Here is an 18,137-nt window from a genome sequence, read left to right on the forward strand (position 1 = left end):
GCCGAGTCTGCCAGCCGCGGCGGTCATCCGTCCGACCCGGCGGGCGGGAGCAGCCCGGATGATGTGGCGATGCAGGCCGACCCGACAACGGACACGACCGGGATTCCCGCCCCCGGCCGGGTACGGCGCGGGGTCCGTTGGTCCCGTCAGCTGTGGCCGGTGCTGCTCACCGGGACACTGCTTGGACTCGGCGCGCTCGGGCTTGCCCTGCTTCCCGTGCTCAGCCGCCGGGCACCGCTGCTGCTCGTCGCGTTACGACCCACCTGGGGGGTGCTCGTCCTCGTCGGCGGCTCGGTCCCGTTCGTCCCGGCGCTGCTGGTGGCGGCGTTGCTGCGCGGCCTGCTCGACGTCGGATACTTCGCTCTGGCCCGCGGCAACATTCGTTCGGTGCTGCTGCGCTCACTTGGCGGCAGCCGGCTCGTCACAGCCCTGGCCCGTGCGCGTACCCAGCGACCGCTGCTGTGGTTCTGCCTGGTGAACACCAATGTCGCGGTGGACGCGGCGCTCGGCGCGGGTGGCGTGTCGACCCGTCGGTTCCTGTGCTTTCTGGTGCCCGGCTCCCTGCTGCAGACCGCCGTCTACCTCACCGCGGCGCGAGCGGCCTCGCCCTGGATGCGCGGCCCGGTCGACTGGCTGGACGCCCACCTGACCTGGTTCGTGCTCGGCGGCCTCGCACTCGCGGCCGCGCGGGCCGCGCTGCGATCTCGCCGGCGCTCGCGACCTCGCGGCTCTGGCGGGGACACACCGAGCCTCGACGTCCACTTTCCGCATTCAAATAGTGACGCTCTGGACATTCCGGCGGGTGAGTAGGAGGGTCGGGATGACGCGGATCAGCCGATCCGTCACCGAGCCGCCAGAGCCGACTCGGCCCGGTCATTCATCCTTCCCCGGAGCTCGCCATGACCCCCGCGCGCCCCTCCCCATTCGACAGTCCGCTGCCGTCCGGTCATCGCCTCGCCTCCCGCAGGCCCTTCCCGAGCCCTGAGCCAGGTTCGGAGCACGGCCGCGGACCGGCACACGAATCTGGACTGGCCCCCGAACCCCTGCCGTCCTACCGGCCAGCGCCCTCCCGCGGCCGGCCAGCGCCGTCCGGCCCCCCGCACTGGGCCGGGCACCGGCTCCCCCGGCACCGGCCGACGGTGGCCTGCGCGGTTCCGCCACACATCCTCGAGCGCATCGCCCGGCATGGAAGCGAAGACCAGCGCGCCTGGGCGCTCGCCAGCCTGGCGCGGGACAGCTCGCACCGCATCATCCGCGCGCACGAATCCCTGCTGCGGGCGTCCGCCGACGGCGGCGAGCCGACCACCCCCGCCGAGCGTCCCCGTCCACACCGGACAGTGGCCGACGCCGCTGGCGCCGAGACCCTGCCGGGCACCTCCCTGCGCGGCGAGGGTGACGACGCCGTCGAGGATCCCGCCGTCAACGAGGCCTACGACGGGCTCGGCGCCACGTTCGACTTCTACTCCTCGGCACTCGGCCGCAACTCCGTCGACGGCGCGGGCATGGCGCTGGTTGCCAGCGTGCACTATGGGGATCACTACGACAACGCCTTCTGGGACGGCCGGCAGATGGTCTTCGGGGACGGCGACGGCGAGCTGTTCCGCCGGTTCACGGTGTCGTTGGACGTCATCGGGCATGAACTGACCCACGGCGTGACCGAGCACGAGTCGACCTTGGCCTATATCCACCAGTCGGGGGCGCTCAACGAGTCGATCAGTGACGTGTTCGGTTCGTTGGTGCGGCAGTATGCCCGGGGCGAGGCCGCCGAAGAGGCCGACTGGCTGGTGGGCCGCGAGCTGCTCACTGATGCGGTGCACGGAGTCGCGCTGCGCTCCATGCGGGCCCCCGGCACCGCCTATGACGACCCGGTCCTCGGCGTCGATCCCCAGCCCCGGCACATGTCCGGCTATGTGCGCACCACCCTGGACAACGGCGGGGTCCACATCAACTCCGGCATTCCCAATCGGGCGTTCTACCTCGCCGCGATCGGCCTCGGCGGCCATGCCTGGGAAAAGGCCGGCCAGATCTGGTACGCCAGCGCGCGCGCCACCCGGATCCCGCCGAACGCCACGTTCCGCTCGTTCGCGGCGATCACCATCCGTCTGGCCGACGAGATGTTCGGTACGCAGGAACGGCGCGCGGTCGCCGAGGCCTGGCGGGAGGTGGGGGTCACCCGGTAAAGCCGCGATGCGCAGCGGCGTGCTCGGGCAGATCGGACAGGGGCCAGAGCCCCATCCGGTCCTCGCTGGCCCGCAGGCGCACGAGGGTGTGCGCGGACTGCCGGGCCAGCAGGGTGAGCGCCCGCACCACCACCGGGTCGACCGCGCTGCGGCTCTCGGTCCAACGGGCGGCAATCGCGCCGAGCAGGCCACCCTCCCCGGGCAGCGGGACGAGGAACACCGAGCCGAGCCGGAACCGGGTCGCCATCTCGCTATTGATCAACGGCGACTGGCGAGCGTCCTCGAGAAAGAGTGGGCCCTGCGAGTGCAGCGCCGCCTGCAGCATCCGGCCCGCCTCCGGCTGGCGGGCCTCACCCAGCGGGATCATCGGCGTACAGCCCGGCAGGGTGCGGGAGGCGAACACCCGGTAGATCGTCGAGCCCGGCGTGTCGGACAGCAGCAGCACCAGGTCATCGGCGCCGACCAGGGTCTGGGCGACGTCGGTGATCACGCCAGTCGCGCGATCGAGATCCTGGGCGAACCAGAGCCGTTCAAGATCGGCAAGTGCCTCGCTGACCAGCGACAGGACACTCGCCTCGCGCGCGCCTCGAGCAGGGCGACGATCTGGCCGGCGAGGTCGCCCAACAGCCGCCGCTGCCCCGTCGTGAGATGGTGCGGCGTCCGGTCGACCACCACCAGCGCGCCGAGCGCCGACCCGTTCACAGCGATGATCGGCGCTCCGGCGGCAAACCGGATCTTCTCCCCGGCGGCGTAGCGCCGGCGTCCCGCACCGGTCTGGACGCCGCCGGAGGAGAGGTCCTGGATCTCCACGAACGCCCGCTCGGCAACCACCCTCGTGGCGATCCCGGATTCGCGGGCAAGGATCGACGAAGCGGTCCCCACATGCGTCTTCGACCACTCGCGGTCACCTTCGACAAAGACGATCGTGGCCGCGGCGCAACCCGTCGCCTCGGCGGCAATCGATGCGATCGCGTCGAACGCGGGTTCCGGTGCCGTCCGCAGAATGTGCCGCTCATCCAGAATGGTGAGCTCCGCGAGCCGCGGGCTGCGCAGCGCCCCCGGCCGCACGCCGTTCGCGGCGGCCGTGCCGTTGACAGCCAGACCGTTCCGCGCAGCGGGACCGCCCGACGAGGCAGAACCGTTCGACGACGCGAAACTGTCGGGGCTGGCGGTCCAGTCTGCTGTCGGGGATGTGGCTGTCGGGGATGTGGCTGTGGGGGATGCGGCGGCGGCGGCGCGGCGCGGCGCGGCCGGTCGGCGATGCGCGCGGGGGGGATGACCCACGCCCGCCTGCGCGCGCAGCAACGCCGACATCCGCGCGGCCGGCACCGGCGGGGAGATCGCCGCTCCCTGGAGCAGGTCGCAGCCCAGATCGATCATCATCGTCTGGGTGCGCTCGTTCTCGATGCCCTCACCGACGACTCGCAGGCCAAGGCGGTGCCCGAGCTCGATGACGGAGCGCACGATCGCCGCGTCCGGAGCACTGCCGCTGGCATCGGCGACGAATACTCGATCGATCTTGACTTCGTCGAACGGAAGGGCCTTGAGAATCTCCATCGAGTTGTACCCGGTGCCGAAGTCGTCCAAGGACACCTCGACCCCCTGGGCACGCAGTTGATGCAGCATGGCCGCTGCTCGATCCGGCTGGGTCAGTACCGCGCTCTCGGTGATCTCCAGCGTGAGGGCGTCGCTGGGCAGTCCATGTGCGTTCAACGCGCCGACGACGACCTGCGGAAGATCGTCCAGGACGAACATCCGCGGCGAGAGGTTCACCGACACCGCGAGTCGCAGACCGCTGGCCGCCCAGGCCGCGCACTGGCGGGCCGCCTCGTCGAGGACCCAACGGGTCAGGTCCGCGATCATCGGTGCACGTTCGGCCATCGACAGAAAATCACCGGGCGCCAGCAGCCCGCGGGCGGGGTGCTGCCAGCGCAGCAGCGCTTCCGCGGCCACGATCACACCGGACTGCGCCGACTTCAGCGGTTGATAGTAAAGCACCAGCTCCTGATGGGCTATCGCCGTGCGCAGCTGGGCGTACAGGGCAATCTGCGCGGACTGGACACCGATGACGCCGGGCGCCCACACCCCGACGCTCTCCCCTTCCTGGCGCGCCCGCGCCAGCGCCGCGTCGGCGCAGATCAGCAGGTCCGCCATCGTGGTGTCGTCGCGGGGCGCGACGGCGATCCCGACCGAAGCGTCGACCGCGACGTCCACCCCGCAGACCCGGAACGGTCCCTGCACCTGGCGCAGCACCCGCTGACCGAGCGCGAGGTCCTGGCCGGTCCCGGACGTCGTCTCCCGCAGCAGTCCGGGCTCCGGCGGCCGCGCTGTCGACGTACCAGCCGCGGACATCCCTACCGTCGGCGTCCCTGCGTTCGGCGTCCCGACGGTCGGCGAGAGGGAGCCACCGCGGAAGACCAGGACGAACTCGTCCCCGCCGGCGCGGCCGATGAGGGCGGCCCGCGGAGTCATCTCTCGCAGGCCGCGAGAGATGACCTGGAGCAGCTGGTCGCCACCGGCGTAACCCAGCGCACTGTTGATCTCGTGAAAGCGCGTGATATCGACCAGAACGAGGACAACCTCGTGGCCGTCAGCGAGGATTCCCGCGACTGCCTGTTCGCCGCGTTCGAGGGTTCCCGCCCGGTTGGGCAGCTCGGTCAGGATGTCGGTTTCTCCGGGCACCCGGGCCGGACGGGCACGCTCCGAGCCAGCGGCATACCCCGCGACAAGGCAGAGGACCGCGCCGACGGGAGCGAACCAGCCATTCCACCAGGAGCGCGGGGCCAAAGCCGTGAGCACGGACACGAGCAGGAAAACCACGGCAATGCCGGACAGAACCAGAAGCGGGGCTCGCCCATGGTCGCCGCGTGCATGCTCGCTGCTCACGAAACGATTCCTTCCCCCGCCGGCCCAACCCACCAGAGCCGCCACATTCGGGACCGCCACGCCCCGCAGATCCCGCCGAGACCAACCGGCAGCGGTGGCGTGCACCGCGCGGCCGGGGCATCCCACCGGCCAGGCGGCATCGCCCGGTTACCCGGGTTCACCGCGCCACGCAGACGACCACTTAAAGGGTGGGCTCGAATTGCCGTGCTACCGCCAGGACGAGGATCAGGCTTACTTCTGCATATCCGGCGTGGACCGTCGTCTAACCTGCCACCAGCACCTTCACCCTGTGCGGATGCTTCTCTCGAGACCTAAATCCCCATGTCTCCAGATACGTGTAGAACGTATACGTTGAAACAGGATTCGTCCACTGCGGATGGTAGTGCACCAGGCGAAGTCGCAGTCGGACGGAACGCTTCGAGGAAGCCGGTCAGCCGCGACCCACGGGGGCCGCTACCGCTCTGGTCTGACGTTGACCTAGTGGGCGGCGTCGTCCCAGGTTCGGCCGGAGCCGACGCTCACGTCAAGGGGCACCGACATGGTGTAGGCGGCGGCCATCTCGGAGCGGACCAGCGCCTCGATCGACTCCCGCTCGCCGGGCGCGATCTCAAGGACGAGCTCGTCATGCACCTGCAGCAGCAGCCGGGAGGTGAACCCGCCGTCCCGCAGCGCCCGGTCAACCCCGAGCATGGCGATCTTGATGATGTCCGCGGCGGAGCCCTGGATGGGGGCGTTGAGGGCCATGCGTTCGGCCATCTGGCGGCGCTGGGAGTTGTCGCTGGTGAGGTCGGGCAGGTAGCGGCGCCGGCCGAGGATGGTCTCGGTGTAGCCGTCACGTCGAGCGCGCTCGACGACGCCGCGCAGGAAGTCCCGCACCCCGCCAAACCGGGCGAAGTAGGCCTCCATGTGCTCACGCGCCTCATCGGGGGCGATGCCGAGCTGGGAGGCGAGACCGAACGCGGACAGCCCGTAGGCGAGACCGTAGGACATCGCCTTGATCCGCCGCCGTAGCTCCGGGTCGACCTCGCTGACCGGCAGGCCGAAGGCCTCGGCGGCGACAAAGGTGTGCAGGTCCTCCCCGGAGCCGAACGCCTCGATGAGGCCCTCGTCGCCGGAGAGGTGGGCCATGATCCGCATTTCGATCTGGGAGTAGTCCGCGGTGAGCAGCGTCTCGTAGCCAGCTCCGACGACGAAGGCCTGGCGGATCTGACGGCCTTCGGCGGTGCGGATCGGAATGTTCTGCAGGTTCGGGTCGGTCGACGACAGCCGGCCGGTGGCCGCTATCATCTGGTTGAACGTGGTGTGGATCCGCCCGGCGCCGTCGATCATCGGCAGCAACGAGTCGACGACGGTCTTGAGCCGGGCGACGTCGCGGTGGCGCAGCAGCGCCGGCAGCAGCGGATGGTCGGACTGCACCGCAAGCCAGGCCAGCGCGTCGGCGTCGGTGGTGTAGCCCGTCTTGATCTTCTTCGTCTTCGGTAGGCCGAGCTCTTCGAAAAGGATCTGCTGCAGCTGCTTGGGCGACCCAAGGTTGAACGCCCGCCCGACGATCTCATGCGCCTGCGCGGCGACGGCTGCGACCTCGCCGCTGTAGTGCTTCTGCAGCTCGAGCAGATGCTCCTGATCGGCCGCGATGCCGGCCCGTTCCATCCCGGCGAGCACCGTGACCAGCGGCAGTTCCATGTCGCGCAGCAGCGTGGCGGCCGAGCGGCGTTCCAGGTCGGCGTCGAGTTCGTCGGCGAGGTCCAGACACGCCCGCGCCCGCACCGCGTCAGCCTGCGACTGCTCGGCCTCGCCGGAGCCGTCGAGGGTGAGCTGCCCGCCGTCGGTCGGTTCGGCGGACAGATCCCGGTGCAGGTAGCGGGCGACCAGGTCGCCGAGGTCGAACGAGCGCTGACCGGGCAGGGCGAGGTAGGCCGCCAGCGCCGTGTCGCTGGTGACGCCGGCGAGGGTGAGGCCGAGTTCGGCGAGCGCGAGCATCGGGCCCTTGACGTCGTGGCCAGCCTTGGGCTGGGCGGGATCGGCGAGCCAGCCGCCGAGTGCCGCGAAGTCGGCGGGCGTGAGCAGGGTCGGGTCGATCCAGGCGGCCGCGCCGTCGGAGGTGGCAAGCGCCAACCCGGACAGCACGCCGGTGCCCCGTCCCCAGCTGCCACGGGCGTGCACGCCGGCGCGGGTGGCACCTCGGGAGTGCTCGGCCAGCCAGCCGGCCACCTCGTCCGGGCCGAGCGTGCTGACCTCGACCTCGAATCCCTCCTCGACCGGCGGCGGGGCGGTGGCCAGCGCGGCGTAGAGCCGCTCGCGCAGCACGCGGAACTGCAGCGTGTCGAACAGCTGGTGGACGGCCTCCCGGTCCCACGGGCGCAGACGCAGCTCGTCCGGGCCGACCTCCAACGGCACGTCCCGCGAGAGCTCGGTCAGGGACCGGTTGCGGATCACCGAGGCCAGGTGCGAGCGCAGCGACGCACCGGTCTTTCCACCGATCTCGTCGGCCCGGTCGACAAGCTCGGCGAGCGAGCCGAACTGCTGGATCCACTTGGTGGCGGTCTTCTCCCCCACCCCGGGCACCGACGGCAGGTTGTCGGACGGGTCGCCGCGCAGGGCGGCGAAGTCGGGATACTGCACCGGCGACAGTCCGTACTTCGCCTGCACCTCCTCCGGAGTGAACCGGGTCATGTCCGAGATGCCCTTGCGGGTCATGAGCACGGTGACCCGCTCGTTGACGAGCTGCAGCGCGTCCCGGTCACCGGTCACGACCAGCACGTCCATCCCCGCCTCGCCACCGGCCGTCGCGAGCGTGGCGATCACGTCGTCGGCCTCGAAGCCCGGGGCGCTCACCCCCGGCACCGCGAGCGCGTCGCAGACCTGATGGATGAGGCTGACCTGCCCGACGAAGTCGGCCGGGGTCTCCGCTCGGCCGGCCTTGTACTCCGCGTACTGCGTGTGGCGGAAGGTGGGCGTCGGCAGGTCCCAGGCGACGGCGACGTGGGTGGGCCGCTCGTCCCGCAGGACGTTGATCAGCATCGAGGTGAACCCATAGACGGCGTTCGTCGGCTGGCCGGTGGTCGTGGAGAAGTTCTCCACCGGCAGCGCGTAGAACGCCCGGTAGGCCAACGAGTGCCCGTCGAGCAGCAGCAGGCGCGGCACGGTGGCGCCCGCCGCCGCGGCGCCCGCGGTGGCACGGGTGGCCGACCGGGCCGCAGCCGCCCGACCGGACGACCTGGCCGAGGACGACGCGGCCGAGGTCGAGGACGATGCGGCCGGCGACGCAGCCGGGGGCGACGCGGCCGAGGATGGGGTCGACGAGGTGACGGACACGCGGCGAGTCTAGGCCGTGGGTCCGACAGTATTCGTGGCCCGTGGGAGGTCTGTCGCCGCTGGTACCACATCGCGAGCCGCGTGGGTCGCGACGTGGTTAGGCTGGGAACCGTGACCATCGCGGACGCCGGCCGGCCGAGCGGCCCCAGCACCCCCGTCGCGGGGCCCACACACGGCGGTGCCGAGCCCCCACCCGCGGCCTCGGGCGAAGCCGACGTGGTCGCGCTGCTCAACGCCGCCCGCGGCGAGATGGAACAGCGACTGGGCATCTCGATCGTCGAGGCCAGCGCGGAGCGCCTGGTCGCCACCATGCCGGTCGAGGGCAACCGGCAGCCGTACGGGCTGCTGCACGGTGGCGCCTCCGTCGTCCTCGCCGAAACCGTCGGGTCGATCGGCGCCGCGCTCGGCGCGCCGGCCGGTTCCGCCGCGGTCGGCATCGAGATCAGCGCGACCCATCACCGCTCCGCCACCTCAGGGACCGTCACCGCCGTGGCCACACGCGTGCACGGCGGCCGCACGCTGGCCACCTACGACATCCGCATCACCGACGAGGGTGGGCGAGCGGTCTGTACCAGCCGACTCACCTGCATGATCCGACCCAACCTGCCGCCGGACGCCCATCAGCGCGGCGTTGCTCCCACCGCCCCCGCGGCCTGATCGCCGTGCTCCCGCACCCGGCACCGGTCCGTCCGCCCGCACAGCGACACCGAGGCGGGATGAACCTGGGCAAGCCGGCCGAACCCGGCAGGAACCAACAGTCGGGACACGTCAAGAAGTGGACGTGCCGAGCGCGGTGGTAATCCGAACGGACACACCAGGGCCAGTACGGTAGATTGACCCGATGCGGCGGGGGGCCTAGCCTCATCGCCCGTGGCACCCGGGGCGCGCGAGTAGACAACGTACGGACGCGGGGAAGGTCCGGACGGCACCAAAGCCGACCCGGGTGCCACAAGCATGCCTCGCCGTGCCGCACATGCGACCGGCGGCCAGTGGTGACGTGCGCGGGGACGGGCGTCACCGGGACGTGTACCGTCCCCGGCCAGCAACCCGGTGGCCCGCCCCCGCGGGTCGGGGGTCAGGGGCGGGTGAGTGTGTCGACGGGGCCCAGCACCGTCCGCTTGCCGTCGCGCACCTGGAAGACGTACACGGGCGATCCGTCCACGTTGCCGTCTTTGCGGAAGGCGATCCGCTTCGTGACGCCGGGGATGTTCACCGAGCCGAAGGCCGTCACCACAGCGGAGCGGTCCGCCGTGTCACCGAGGCGATGCAGCGTGTCGATGATCGCGTTCGTGGCGTCGTACGCCTCGCCGGAATAGGTGCCCGGGCGGACGCCGCTGTTGACCGCACGGAACTTCGCGACGAAATCGGAGGCGGCCGGGTCGCTGTTCGGGTCCCCGCAGGCACAGGTGAGCAGCACGCCGTCGGCGTTTCCGGCACCGGCCTGGCGGATGAGCTGGTCGTCGTTCGAACCGTCCCCGGCGACGATCTTCCCGGTGAACCCCTGGCCGCGCAGCGCCCGGACGAGCGGAGCGAGCTCGGAGTAATACCCCGAGTAATAGAGGACGTCCGGTTCCGCCTTCATGATCTTCGTGGCTTCGGGCGTGTAGTCCTGCGTCGGGTTGATCCCGTCATGGATGACGTTGATACCGTGCGCGGCCAGCGCCTGTTCCAGCGCCGTGGACAGGCCGGTGCCGTACGCACTGCGGTCGTCCAGCGAGAAGACCGTGCGCGCCTTCAGCACCGTGGACACGTAGTCGGCGGCGGCCTTGCCCTGCACGGCGTCGGAGGCGATCACCCGGCGGAAGGTTCTGAAACCGAGGCCGGTCAGGTCCGGGGCCGTGGCCGACGGGCTCACCGACAGCATCCCCGCCCGGCTGTACAGCGGCTCGCTCGTCTTCGTCGGACCAGAGAACACCGGCCCGACCACGGCGAGGACGCTCGGGTTGTCGATGAGCTTCTGCGCCGCGGTCGGGCCCTGGCGCGGATCCCCCTGGTCGTCGGCGGCCACGATCCGCAGCTGGAACTGCAGGTCGGGACGCTGGTTGGCGAGGTCGACGGCGGTGAGCATGCCGTCGTAGGCGTTGATGCCAAGCTGCTGGGCGTCTCCGGACAACGGCCCCTGGAAGCCGAGAACATACTCCTTCTTGCCTCCGCCGCCGGCGGGTCCGCCGCATCCGCCGAGAACGGCCGCCGCCACCAGCGACCCCGCGACCCCGAGCGCTCCCGCGCGCCCTCCCGCCACCCGCATGCCTCGCCCTCCGCAGCTTCGCCGTCCCCGTCGATGACGATAGGCATCCGACAGATAACCTGTTGTGACGAAACCTAGCGGGGAGGCTCTGTGGATGAGCAGCGATGAGTAAGCGTGTCGTGACCTTTGTGACTCCGCAGCGGCGGGCGGCTGCCTGTGGACGGTCGCGCCGGAGTGGCGGCGAAACGCCATGCGCGGATGCGCGTGATGGCGTACGGGGAGGTACGGGGGGATACGGACCGCCGCAACGAGGCGACGGTCAGTGGGTCCGAGAGGTCAGTGGGTCCGAGAGGTGAGGGCGACGAAGCGGTCACCGAGCACGGTGTAGAGCACGACCGACGGAGCCCGGATGTCCCCAAACCGGTCGAAGGCGATTGTCCCGCTGACGCCGACGAAGGTGGCACGGCCTATCGCGGTGACGAGGTCGCGCCGGGCGGCGGCGTCCACGCCGGGGCGTCCGGGCAGGACGGTCGCGGCCGCGCGGATGATCGCCCGGGCAGCGTCGTAGGCGTAGGCGGCGACCGCCGGGACGGCCTCGGCCTGGCGTTGGGCCAGCTGCACCGCCGCGTCATGGTCAGCCTGGTTATGCGTGCCGGCGGTGGACGTCGCCGCGTCGCCGCCCCGGGTCTGCCTCCCCGCGTCCGGACGGGTGGAGTTCTCCACCGCGCTCGCCGCCGGCTTGGGCGCCGGTGCTCCATCCCCGTCGGACGTCGCCGATGCGCTCGATCCGGCCCCGGCCGGCCGATCCGCACTGCGGGCCGAGCCGCTGCCCGAGCCGCCGGCCGAGGCACCGCGGCTCGTTCCGCCACCGCCCGAGCCGCCCGAGCCGACGGTGGCGGAGCGAGCGCCGTCGGCACCGCTGTCGTCGGCGGTGGGGCCACCGAAGTGCTGCGCGTAGGCGGCGACGAACGCGCCGGCCGCGGGCAGCCGGGTCGGCGGGGTCAGCAGGCTGGTGATCAGGTCGCCGTAGTCCGCGGACTTCGCCTCGTCCGGGTAGCGGGGATTCAGCAACGCATCCGAGCCGAGAATCTGCGCGGTCATCCGGCCCTCGGCGAGGCGGGCCCGCAGCTTGCCGGCGAACGTCGCGTCGGCATCGAGGTAGACGAGGTTGGGCGCCTCCCGCTCGAGCGACGCCGCGATCTCCTCGACCTCGGTGTCGTCGCTCTCGCCGGCGGCCACCGGGTATCTCGCGGTCACCGAGGCGCCGAGTGCGATGGCGCGGGTGGCGAATCGGTCGGCCAGGGTCTCCCCGTAACGGGGCTCGCCGTCGACGATCGCGATGTGCCGGCGGCCCAGGGTGTGGACGGCGTATTCGGCCGCCACCTGGGCCTGCAGGTCGTCGGTGCCGCTCAGGCGGAAGTAGCTCGGGTAGGGACGGGTACGCGGCTCGGCGTCGAGACCGGTGAGGACGGGGTCGGCGTTCGACGGCGAGACGACCGCGATGCCCGTGGCGGCGAGCGTCGGCACAGCGACCCGCGCGACCAGGGAACTGACCGGGCCGACCACCGCGATGAGCCGGTCGTTCGCGGCGAACGTGTCGGCCGCCTGCGCTCCGCCGTCCGGCCGGGCCAGGTCATCGCGGCTGGACAGCTCCAGGCGCCAGCCCGGCACCGCCCCCGACTCGTTGGCCTCATCGATGGCGAGCGCCACCGCGTTGCGCACGGCCGTGCCAGCGGTGGACAGGTCCCCGGACAGCGGCGCCATGACACCGATCGTGGCCACCCTCGTCCCCACACCGCCAGGCCCGCCCGCATCGCCGCCACCGAGCAGCGTGGCGAGGGCGAAGCCCAGCAGTGAGGGCACGGCCAGCACGACGACGCCGAGCAGGGCGAGCAGTACCCGGCCCCGGCCGCTGCGTGCCCGCGCGTGCACCCACCGCCCGAGCTGACCTCCCCGCACACCGACTCCGGCGGCCAGCCCACGCAGCCGTCCAGGCAGCCCACGCAGCCGGCGCCCCGATACACCCAGCCATCCGCGCAGCACACCGATCTCGGTACGCAGGGTGGCCCGCACCCGGGCCTTCGCCCGTGCGACGGGCGACGTCACGAGGTTGGCAGCGCCTCACCTGACAGGACGGCCTCGGCGACAGCCCGCATGGTGCGCCGCTGGTTCATCGAGGTCCGCTGGATCCAGCGGAACGCGTCCGGCTCGGTCATGCCGTGCTCGGTCTGCAGCACGCCCTTCGCCCGTTCGATGATCTTACGCGCCTCCAGGCGGCCCTGCAGGTCCTCGACCTCGGCCTCGAGGCTCACGATCTCGGTGAAACGGCTCATCGCCATTTCGATGGTGGGCAGCAGGTCCTTCTTCTGGAACGGCTTGACCACGTACGCCATCGCGCCGGCCTCGCGGGCCCGCTCGACCAGTTCCCGCTGACTGAACGCGGTGAGGATCACCACCGGGGCGATGCGGTCCTTCGCGATCCGCGCGCCGGCCTCGATGCCGTCCATCCGGGGCATCTTGACGTCGAGGATGCACAGGTCGGGCCGCAGCTTGCCGGCCAGGTTGACCGCCATCTCGCCGTCGCCGGCCTCGCCGACGACCTCGTACCCCTCCTCCTGGAGCATCTCCCGCAGGTCGAGCCGGATAAGCGCTTCGTCCTCGGCGATCAGGACCCTGCGCGGGTTCGAGGAGGGCTGGCTCATCGCGGCGTACTCCCGGTCTCGTCAGATATGACACCAGTGTGGCAGGGCAGAGGCGACGACCACCCGGACATGGGAAGGCGAGAGGTCGAAACGCACCCTACCCGGATAGAGTCTGCGGCGAGACGTTCCGGTCCGGATCGACCAGGATGGCCCCGCCCGCCGTCCCTCACCGCCAGGCCAGGCCGCTCCGCCTGCACCACACCGCACGTGGCGCCGCACCGGGCCGGCCTCGACCGAGCCCGACCGAGCTGCATCGCGGTCGGTATCATCCGTATGACCCGCAGGACGTCCCACCCGCAGGCCCCGGTACTCCAACGGCAGAGAGACGGTGCTCAAACCACCGACAGTGTGGGTTCGAATCCCACCCGGGGTACGTACAGCATCCACACTCCGTGGATGCCCAGTGGCCGCCGGGTGCGGCCCGGGGACGGCGGCCGTCACTCCCGCCAGATGGGCAACCTTGTCGAGGTCTGCCACCGGAATCTTGATCATCATGTGCACCTCCTGCCTTTCGTGATCGAGGTGGACGGTGAGCTGAGTGCTTTCGTAGAGGCGTCGCTGCAACGCCTCCGGCGCCTGGCGGAGCTTGAGGTGCAGCTCCGGCAGGGCGTCGAGGAGGGCGAGGCTGTCGTGGCCTGGCCGGTCGGGTTCGGTTTCGCCCGCCGCGTCGAGATCCTTGATCTTCCCGAGGGCGGTCTTACGCTCTGCGTCGAGCTGGTTGTAGCTACTGCGCAGTCCCTGGGTGAACGGGTCGTCGGGGTCGCCGTCCTGCGCCTGGCGGAGCAGGTTGCCCTGCCTGCGATCAAGCTCGTCGATCTTCCTCTGGAGTCGGCCTCGCTCGGCTACTCGTTCCCGCGCGGCTCGGTCGTCGTAGGTCGCGAGTTCGGCGCTCAGGAGGGCGATCCTGTCGCGTCCGAAGACGCGTTCGGTGTAGAAGTCGGCGATCGCGGCTTCAAGGACGTCTTCGCGGATGCGGACGCTCTTGGGGTGTCCGGCGAAGTTGTCGTCACGGCCTCGGTTGTTCGCTCGGGGCCAGCACTTGTAGCAGACAGGTGCACTGGAGTCGCGGACGGTTCCGAACATCCGCCGCCCGCAGGTGCAGTGGATCATGCCCCGGAACAGGTAGGTCCGTTTGGTCGCGGGGTGGCGGTTGAGTTCGTTGTGCTCGCGGGAGCCGCGTCGGGTCTGCCGGTTGGCGTTGAACTCGTCGAACATCCACTTCGGGATCAAGGGTTCGTGGACGGGTTCGGATGACCACACCCACTTCTCCGGCCCGTTGACCGCCCCATGCCGGGACCGGGTCGCCCGCCGGTTGAACACCTGATAGCCGGTGTACTTCGGGTTACGCAGCAGATCGGCCACCGTGGACTTCGACCATGCCCCTCGTGCCCGGCGGGCCCCGCCGGGCGGCTCAGGTGGGGGGTAGCGCTCCAGGTCGGCGTTGAGCTGCTCGGCGATCTCGCCATAGCCAAGCCTGCGGTAGTAGCGCCAGTGCGCGATTTGCGTGACTGTCTCCCCGCGTGCCCCGTCGGGTTCGAGGCGGGTCTTGGTCGCCCCCCGGTCGGCTTTTATCGAGTTCGGGTGCCGGTAGCTCTTCGGCCGGTAGCCGTAGGGCGGTTTGCCGATGTTCCAGCCGTCGCGGACATGGGTGCACAGCCCGCCCCAACTGCTTTCGAGGGTGTTCCAGACCTCGTACTCGGCGACCGACTGGTTGATCCGCCGTTGCAGGATCGCGGAGGCCCGCGGCCCGTCGACCTTGATCGGTTCGTTCCACGCCAGCAGCGCCACGCCGGCCTGTTCGAGCCGGCGTTCGATCGCGAGGTTCTCGTACATTCGCCGGGCGATCCGCGACATCGACTCGCAGATCACCGCATCGAACCGGCAGTTCGGATGATCCGCCTCGGCCAGCAGGTCGTCGATGCCGCCGTCGCGGGGGATCGGGATGTCGAACCGGGACACGTCGGCCCCGTGGCCGCGCTGATCGAGTTCCTTGCGGCCCGACTCCACGTCAACACAGAGCCTCCAGACGTCGCAGGAAAGGACGAAACAGAGGCAGAGGAGGCCAGGATCGGGCAGCCGCTCCCAGCAGGGCACGGGGCAGTATCCGGCTCATCGACAACAAAGGTAACACCCGGACGAGCCGGAAGGGAACCCAACAAGCACGGGAAATACTCCGATCCGGGAATTGACCGCGGACACAGCACCGCCTGAGCTGGATGCGGATTCCCACCCGCCGGAGAGTCCGAGGAAGGACCAGGAATAGAGCCGGGTCCGGACCCGGACTCCTCCCTCGCCGCTGCGCCAGGGCGAGGCGGATCGGCGGGAACCGCCGGCGGTCCCGAGGGCGCGGGTGCGGGATGCGGTCCGTCTGGCTGCTGCGCTGCAAGGGTTACCGGGCGCAGCGGGCGGGAGTGCCGGGACGGTCGGGGTTCGTGTTGGCCTGGCCGGTCACGAGGCGGGCCTCCTTCCGTGCGACGCGAAACGCCGCTATATAGGAATCCGGTTTTCAGGCCCACTTCGGATAGTTGATCTCCAGAGTTGTTGAAAAGTTGTTCGATGGGCGGCGGAAGAGAATTGACTCGGAGGACCGCCGAAAAGCACCGCCTCCACTCCCCGACTAGTAGGAATGGGGCCCACCCACCGGACCGCCAGGATTAGAGATCAAAATATGGTCCGACATGCGTCCACAGGGAAATTGGTGCCATTGACTAGTCCAATCGGATGATGATCGCCGAACGACGCGACAACCTCCATCGCGAAGATCACAAGCGCCCGTCGTTGTCGCTGGCAGCTTCGGCCCTCGGGAGCGACCGACGAAGATCACCACGTCGCGCCATGAGCGACCATCGGCCCGGCCGGCAGGCGGATCGGGCCTCGCGCGGCCTGCCGCGTGACGATCGGGACGGGTGCGCCGCCCTAGGGATAGGGATGTTGGAAGCGACCTGCGGGAGCAGCCTCGGGGAGTCGCCAACGCGGCGCACGCTGCCTGGCGTCAGCCGTTCGCGCACGCAAGGGAGATCGTTTCGCGGGCATGGCGGCCGTCCTTTCCGATGCCTCGGGATTCGGGCAGGCCTAGCGCACCACACCGTGCCCAGCGAAAAGCCAGCACGATCTACCACATCCTGCCCAGCAAGATCGCTGGGCAGTCAACCGAGCACAGCCGACCGTGCAGCCGCTCCCCACCCGTCCGGCCCGCAGCCGTACGCCGGCGGCAGGATCCGATCACCATCAGGCCTCTGACTTGCAACGCTGTGATTCGCGAGCATGCACAGGAGACCGCTGGGCACACCGTCAGCGGCCCTGCGTGGCAGGCTCCGCTGGCACCTGCAGAAACCGACCGGGCCTCAGAGCAGAGGTGGGATCACGCGGCCACGATCGTGGCCGCAAGGGCGACCCGGTGATCCTTCGCCCAGGGCGGCCCCAGCATTGCCCGTGGTCCGCGCAGCACCTCATCCGCGTGCTTGCCCAGGAGGCGGGCCGCCTCAGCCTCAACGGTTTTCGGGTCATAGAGATGGATCGCCCAGCCGCGGTTCCGCGCCACGTCGGCCAGCACCTGCCGGTACATGATGGCGTCGGCACGGCTCTCGTACGGGACGCGTCGTTGTACGGCGATGTCGGCCGGGAAGCCAGCCGGCCAGGTCCGCAGCGAGAGCGAGCTGATCGGTGCGGACAACACTGCGGCCAGCTCCTCGAAGGCCGCCGAAGCGGCCCGAACCACGCAGGCACGGACATCGGCCACCAGAGCCGCGAGTTCGGTGTCGCTGAGCCGCTCCCCCGACCGGTGGAGCTGGTGAGGACCGCCGGCACGGTGGATCGACGCCACTGGCAGGCCTGGTTCGATCAGCTCGATCCGCCGGCGGTCCACGACCCGATGATCCCCCGTCGCCGTGACAGCCACGGCCCAGCCGAGATGATCAGCGGTGCCCAGACGCATGGCAGCTCATGGTGCCACCATGAGCGGGAACAGCCGCAGCGACCTCGAAGACGCCAGATAGGCAGATCTGGGCTCCGGCGCGGTCGGAGTCCGACCGTTCCCCCTGAGACGCGCCGACCGGCCGACCCGGTCCGACGATCGCCCGTCTATCCATGAAACAGGGCAAGGATCACCCCGACCGTCCGCAAGGGCACGAACCCGCCCATTCCCAAGGTCCGGGTCCGGACCCGGACCGGGTCGGGTCCGGTCGGCGATCCGACCGAGCTCCGCCCGCCAACGGACGGAACCGACCAAGACCATCGGGAACGGCCCGCCCGGCACGACAGGTAATGCTCAGAGCCGGCAGGTTCAGCAGGGCCCGCGAGGCGAAAGCGCGGGTCGCCGCCAGCGAGGCCAGCACGGATTAGCAGAACCGGGCGTTCAGAACATCGCACGCATCCGGCGGAATGGGCGGGCAGGTAGGTGGACGGGCGGGCATGTCGGCAGGCAGGTGGGTGGGTAGGGGGATGGGCCCGCTGGAGCCGGCGAGAACAGCGCGGACGCCAGGACCGGCAGATGAAAACCACCGGTGTCGGCACAGGCAGGCATGCCCCACGGGGACGGGACCAATTCGGGTCGGCGAGACCGGCCCGGCGCCGCTCCGTGCCGAGCCGCAGGCGGACAGGCCAGAGACCGCGGGGACGGGCAGGGGCTCCGCAGAACTCGGCGAGGCCCGCAGGACCTGGTGAGACCAGCACGGGCCGTTGGGGCCGGTCCGACCAGCGGAGCCGCCAGAAGCAGCAAGGACGGCGAGTCACGCGACCAAGGCCAAGCACACGAGCGGGACCGGCAGAACTGGCACTGTGGCGAGGCCACCGAGGCCACCGAGGCCACCGAGGCCACCGAGGCCACCGAGGCCACCGAGGCCACCGAGGCCACCGAGGCCACCGAGG

General features: G+C 70.6%; 12 protein-coding genes, 1 tRNA gene and 1 pseudogene. 6 read left to right on the forward strand and 8 right to left on the reverse strand.

All coding sequences use genetic code 11. The annotated features are described in order from the left end of the window. The first annotated feature begins 69 nt into the window (after nucleotides 1-69). Together MXD95_RS19345 and MXD95_RS19350 are read left to right on the forward strand one after the other, a co-directional pair. Complete coding sequence (locus MXD95_RS19345; RefSeq protein WP_250642073.1) at nucleotides 70-810, forward strand: hypothetical protein; 741 nt, start codon at nucleotides 70-72, stop codon at nucleotides 808-810. Between the two features lie 329 nt (nucleotides 811-1,139). Then, on the forward strand, nucleotides 1,140-2,180 hold the full coding sequence (locus MXD95_RS19350; RefSeq protein WP_250642074.1) for a M4 family metallopeptidase: 1,041 nt from the start codon (nucleotides 1,140-1,142) through the stop codon (nucleotides 2,178-2,180). Here MXD95_RS19350 and MXD95_RS19355 read toward each other — a convergent pair. The 3 genes from MXD95_RS19355 to polA all read right to left on the reverse strand — a co-directional run bounded on the left by MXD95_RS19355 (nucleotide 2,170) and on the right by polA (nucleotide 8,210). Then, nucleotides 2,170-2,670: a GAF domain-containing protein gene (locus MXD95_RS19355; protein WP_250642075.1), complete on the reverse strand. Its 501-nt coding sequence runs from the start codon at nucleotides 2,668-2,670 to the stop codon at nucleotides 2,170-2,172. The two genes, MXD95_RS19350 and MXD95_RS19355, sit on opposite strands and share 11 nt — an antisense overlap. Then, entirely contained in the window at nucleotides 2,667-5,066 is a 2,400-nt protein-coding gene (locus tag MXD95_RS19360; protein WP_250642076.1) for a putative bifunctional diguanylate cyclase/phosphodiesterase, read from the reverse strand. The genes MXD95_RS19355 and MXD95_RS19360 overlap by 4 nt, the downstream gene beginning before the upstream one ends. Before the next feature lie 477 nt (nucleotides 5,067-5,543). Then, nucleotides 5,544-8,210: a DNA polymerase I gene (polA, locus tag MXD95_RS19365; RefSeq protein WP_250642077.1), complete on the reverse strand. Its 2,667-nt coding sequence runs from the start codon at nucleotides 8,208-8,210 to the stop codon at nucleotides 5,544-5,546. Between the two features lies 1 nt (nucleotide 8,211). Here polA and MXD95_RS19370 point away from each other — a divergent pair, with 1 nt between their 5' ends. After that, nucleotides 8,212-8,394, forward strand: a complete 183-nt coding sequence (locus tag MXD95_RS19370; protein WP_250642078.1) for a hypothetical protein — start codon at nucleotides 8,212-8,214, stop codon at nucleotides 8,392-8,394. A 98-nt stretch (nucleotides 8,395-8,492) separates the two neighbouring features. Further along, entirely contained in the window at nucleotides 8,493-9,038 is a 546-nt protein-coding gene (locus tag MXD95_RS19375; RefSeq protein WP_480024006.1) for a hotdog fold thioesterase, read from the forward strand. 418 nt (nucleotides 9,039-9,456) lie between these two features. Here MXD95_RS19375 and MXD95_RS19380 read toward each other — a convergent pair whose 3' ends face one another. The 3 genes from MXD95_RS19380 to MXD95_RS19390 all read right to left on the reverse strand — a co-directional run bounded on the left by MXD95_RS19380 (nucleotide 9,457) and on the right by MXD95_RS19390 (nucleotide 13,271). Beyond that, a complete protein-coding gene (locus MXD95_RS19380; protein WP_250642079.1) occupies nucleotides 9,457-10,629 on the reverse strand; it encodes a branched-chain amino acid ABC transporter substrate-binding protein in 1,173 nt (390 codons plus the stop codon). Nucleotides 10,630-10,905: 276 nt separating this feature from the next. Continuing rightward, the gene (locus tag MXD95_RS19385) at nucleotides 10,906-12,675 is read right to left on the reverse strand and encodes a branched-chain amino acid ABC transporter substrate-binding protein (RefSeq protein WP_250642080.1); all 1,770 of its coding nucleotides are present in this window, start codon (nucleotides 12,673-12,675) and stop codon (nucleotides 10,906-10,908) included. After that, entirely contained in the window at nucleotides 12,672-13,271 is a 600-nt protein-coding gene (locus MXD95_RS19390; RefSeq protein ID WP_250642081.1) for an ANTAR domain-containing response regulator, read from the reverse strand. The genes MXD95_RS19385 and MXD95_RS19390 overlap by 4 nt, the downstream gene beginning before the upstream one ends. 300 nt (nucleotides 13,272-13,571) lie before the next feature. Between MXD95_RS19390 and MXD95_RS19395 the strand changes: the two genes are divergently transcribed. Further along, nucleotides 13,572-13,644, forward strand: a tRNA-Leu gene (locus MXD95_RS19395). 620 nt (nucleotides 13,645-14,264) lie between these two features. Here MXD95_RS19395 and MXD95_RS19405 read toward each other — a convergent pair. After that, nucleotides 14,265-15,365, reverse strand: a pseudogene (locus MXD95_RS19405) (recombinase family protein); the annotation flags it as partial. A gap of 1,267 nt (nucleotides 15,366-16,632) precedes the next feature. After that, nucleotides 16,633-17,205, reverse strand: a complete 573-nt coding sequence (locus MXD95_RS19410) for a hypothetical protein (protein ID WP_250642083.1) — start codon at nucleotides 17,203-17,205, stop codon at nucleotides 16,633-16,635. Between the two features lie 724 nt (nucleotides 17,206-17,929). Here MXD95_RS19410 and MXD95_RS19415 point away from each other — a divergent pair. Continuing rightward, on the forward strand, nucleotides 17,930-18,137 hold a 208-nt coding region (locus MXD95_RS19415; protein WP_250642084.1), incomplete at its 3' end, for a hypothetical protein.

It is taken from the genome of Frankia sp. AiPa1, assembly GCF_023243075.1.
Classification (GTDB): Bacteria; Actinomycetota; Actinomycetes; order Frankiales; family Frankiaceae; genus Frankia.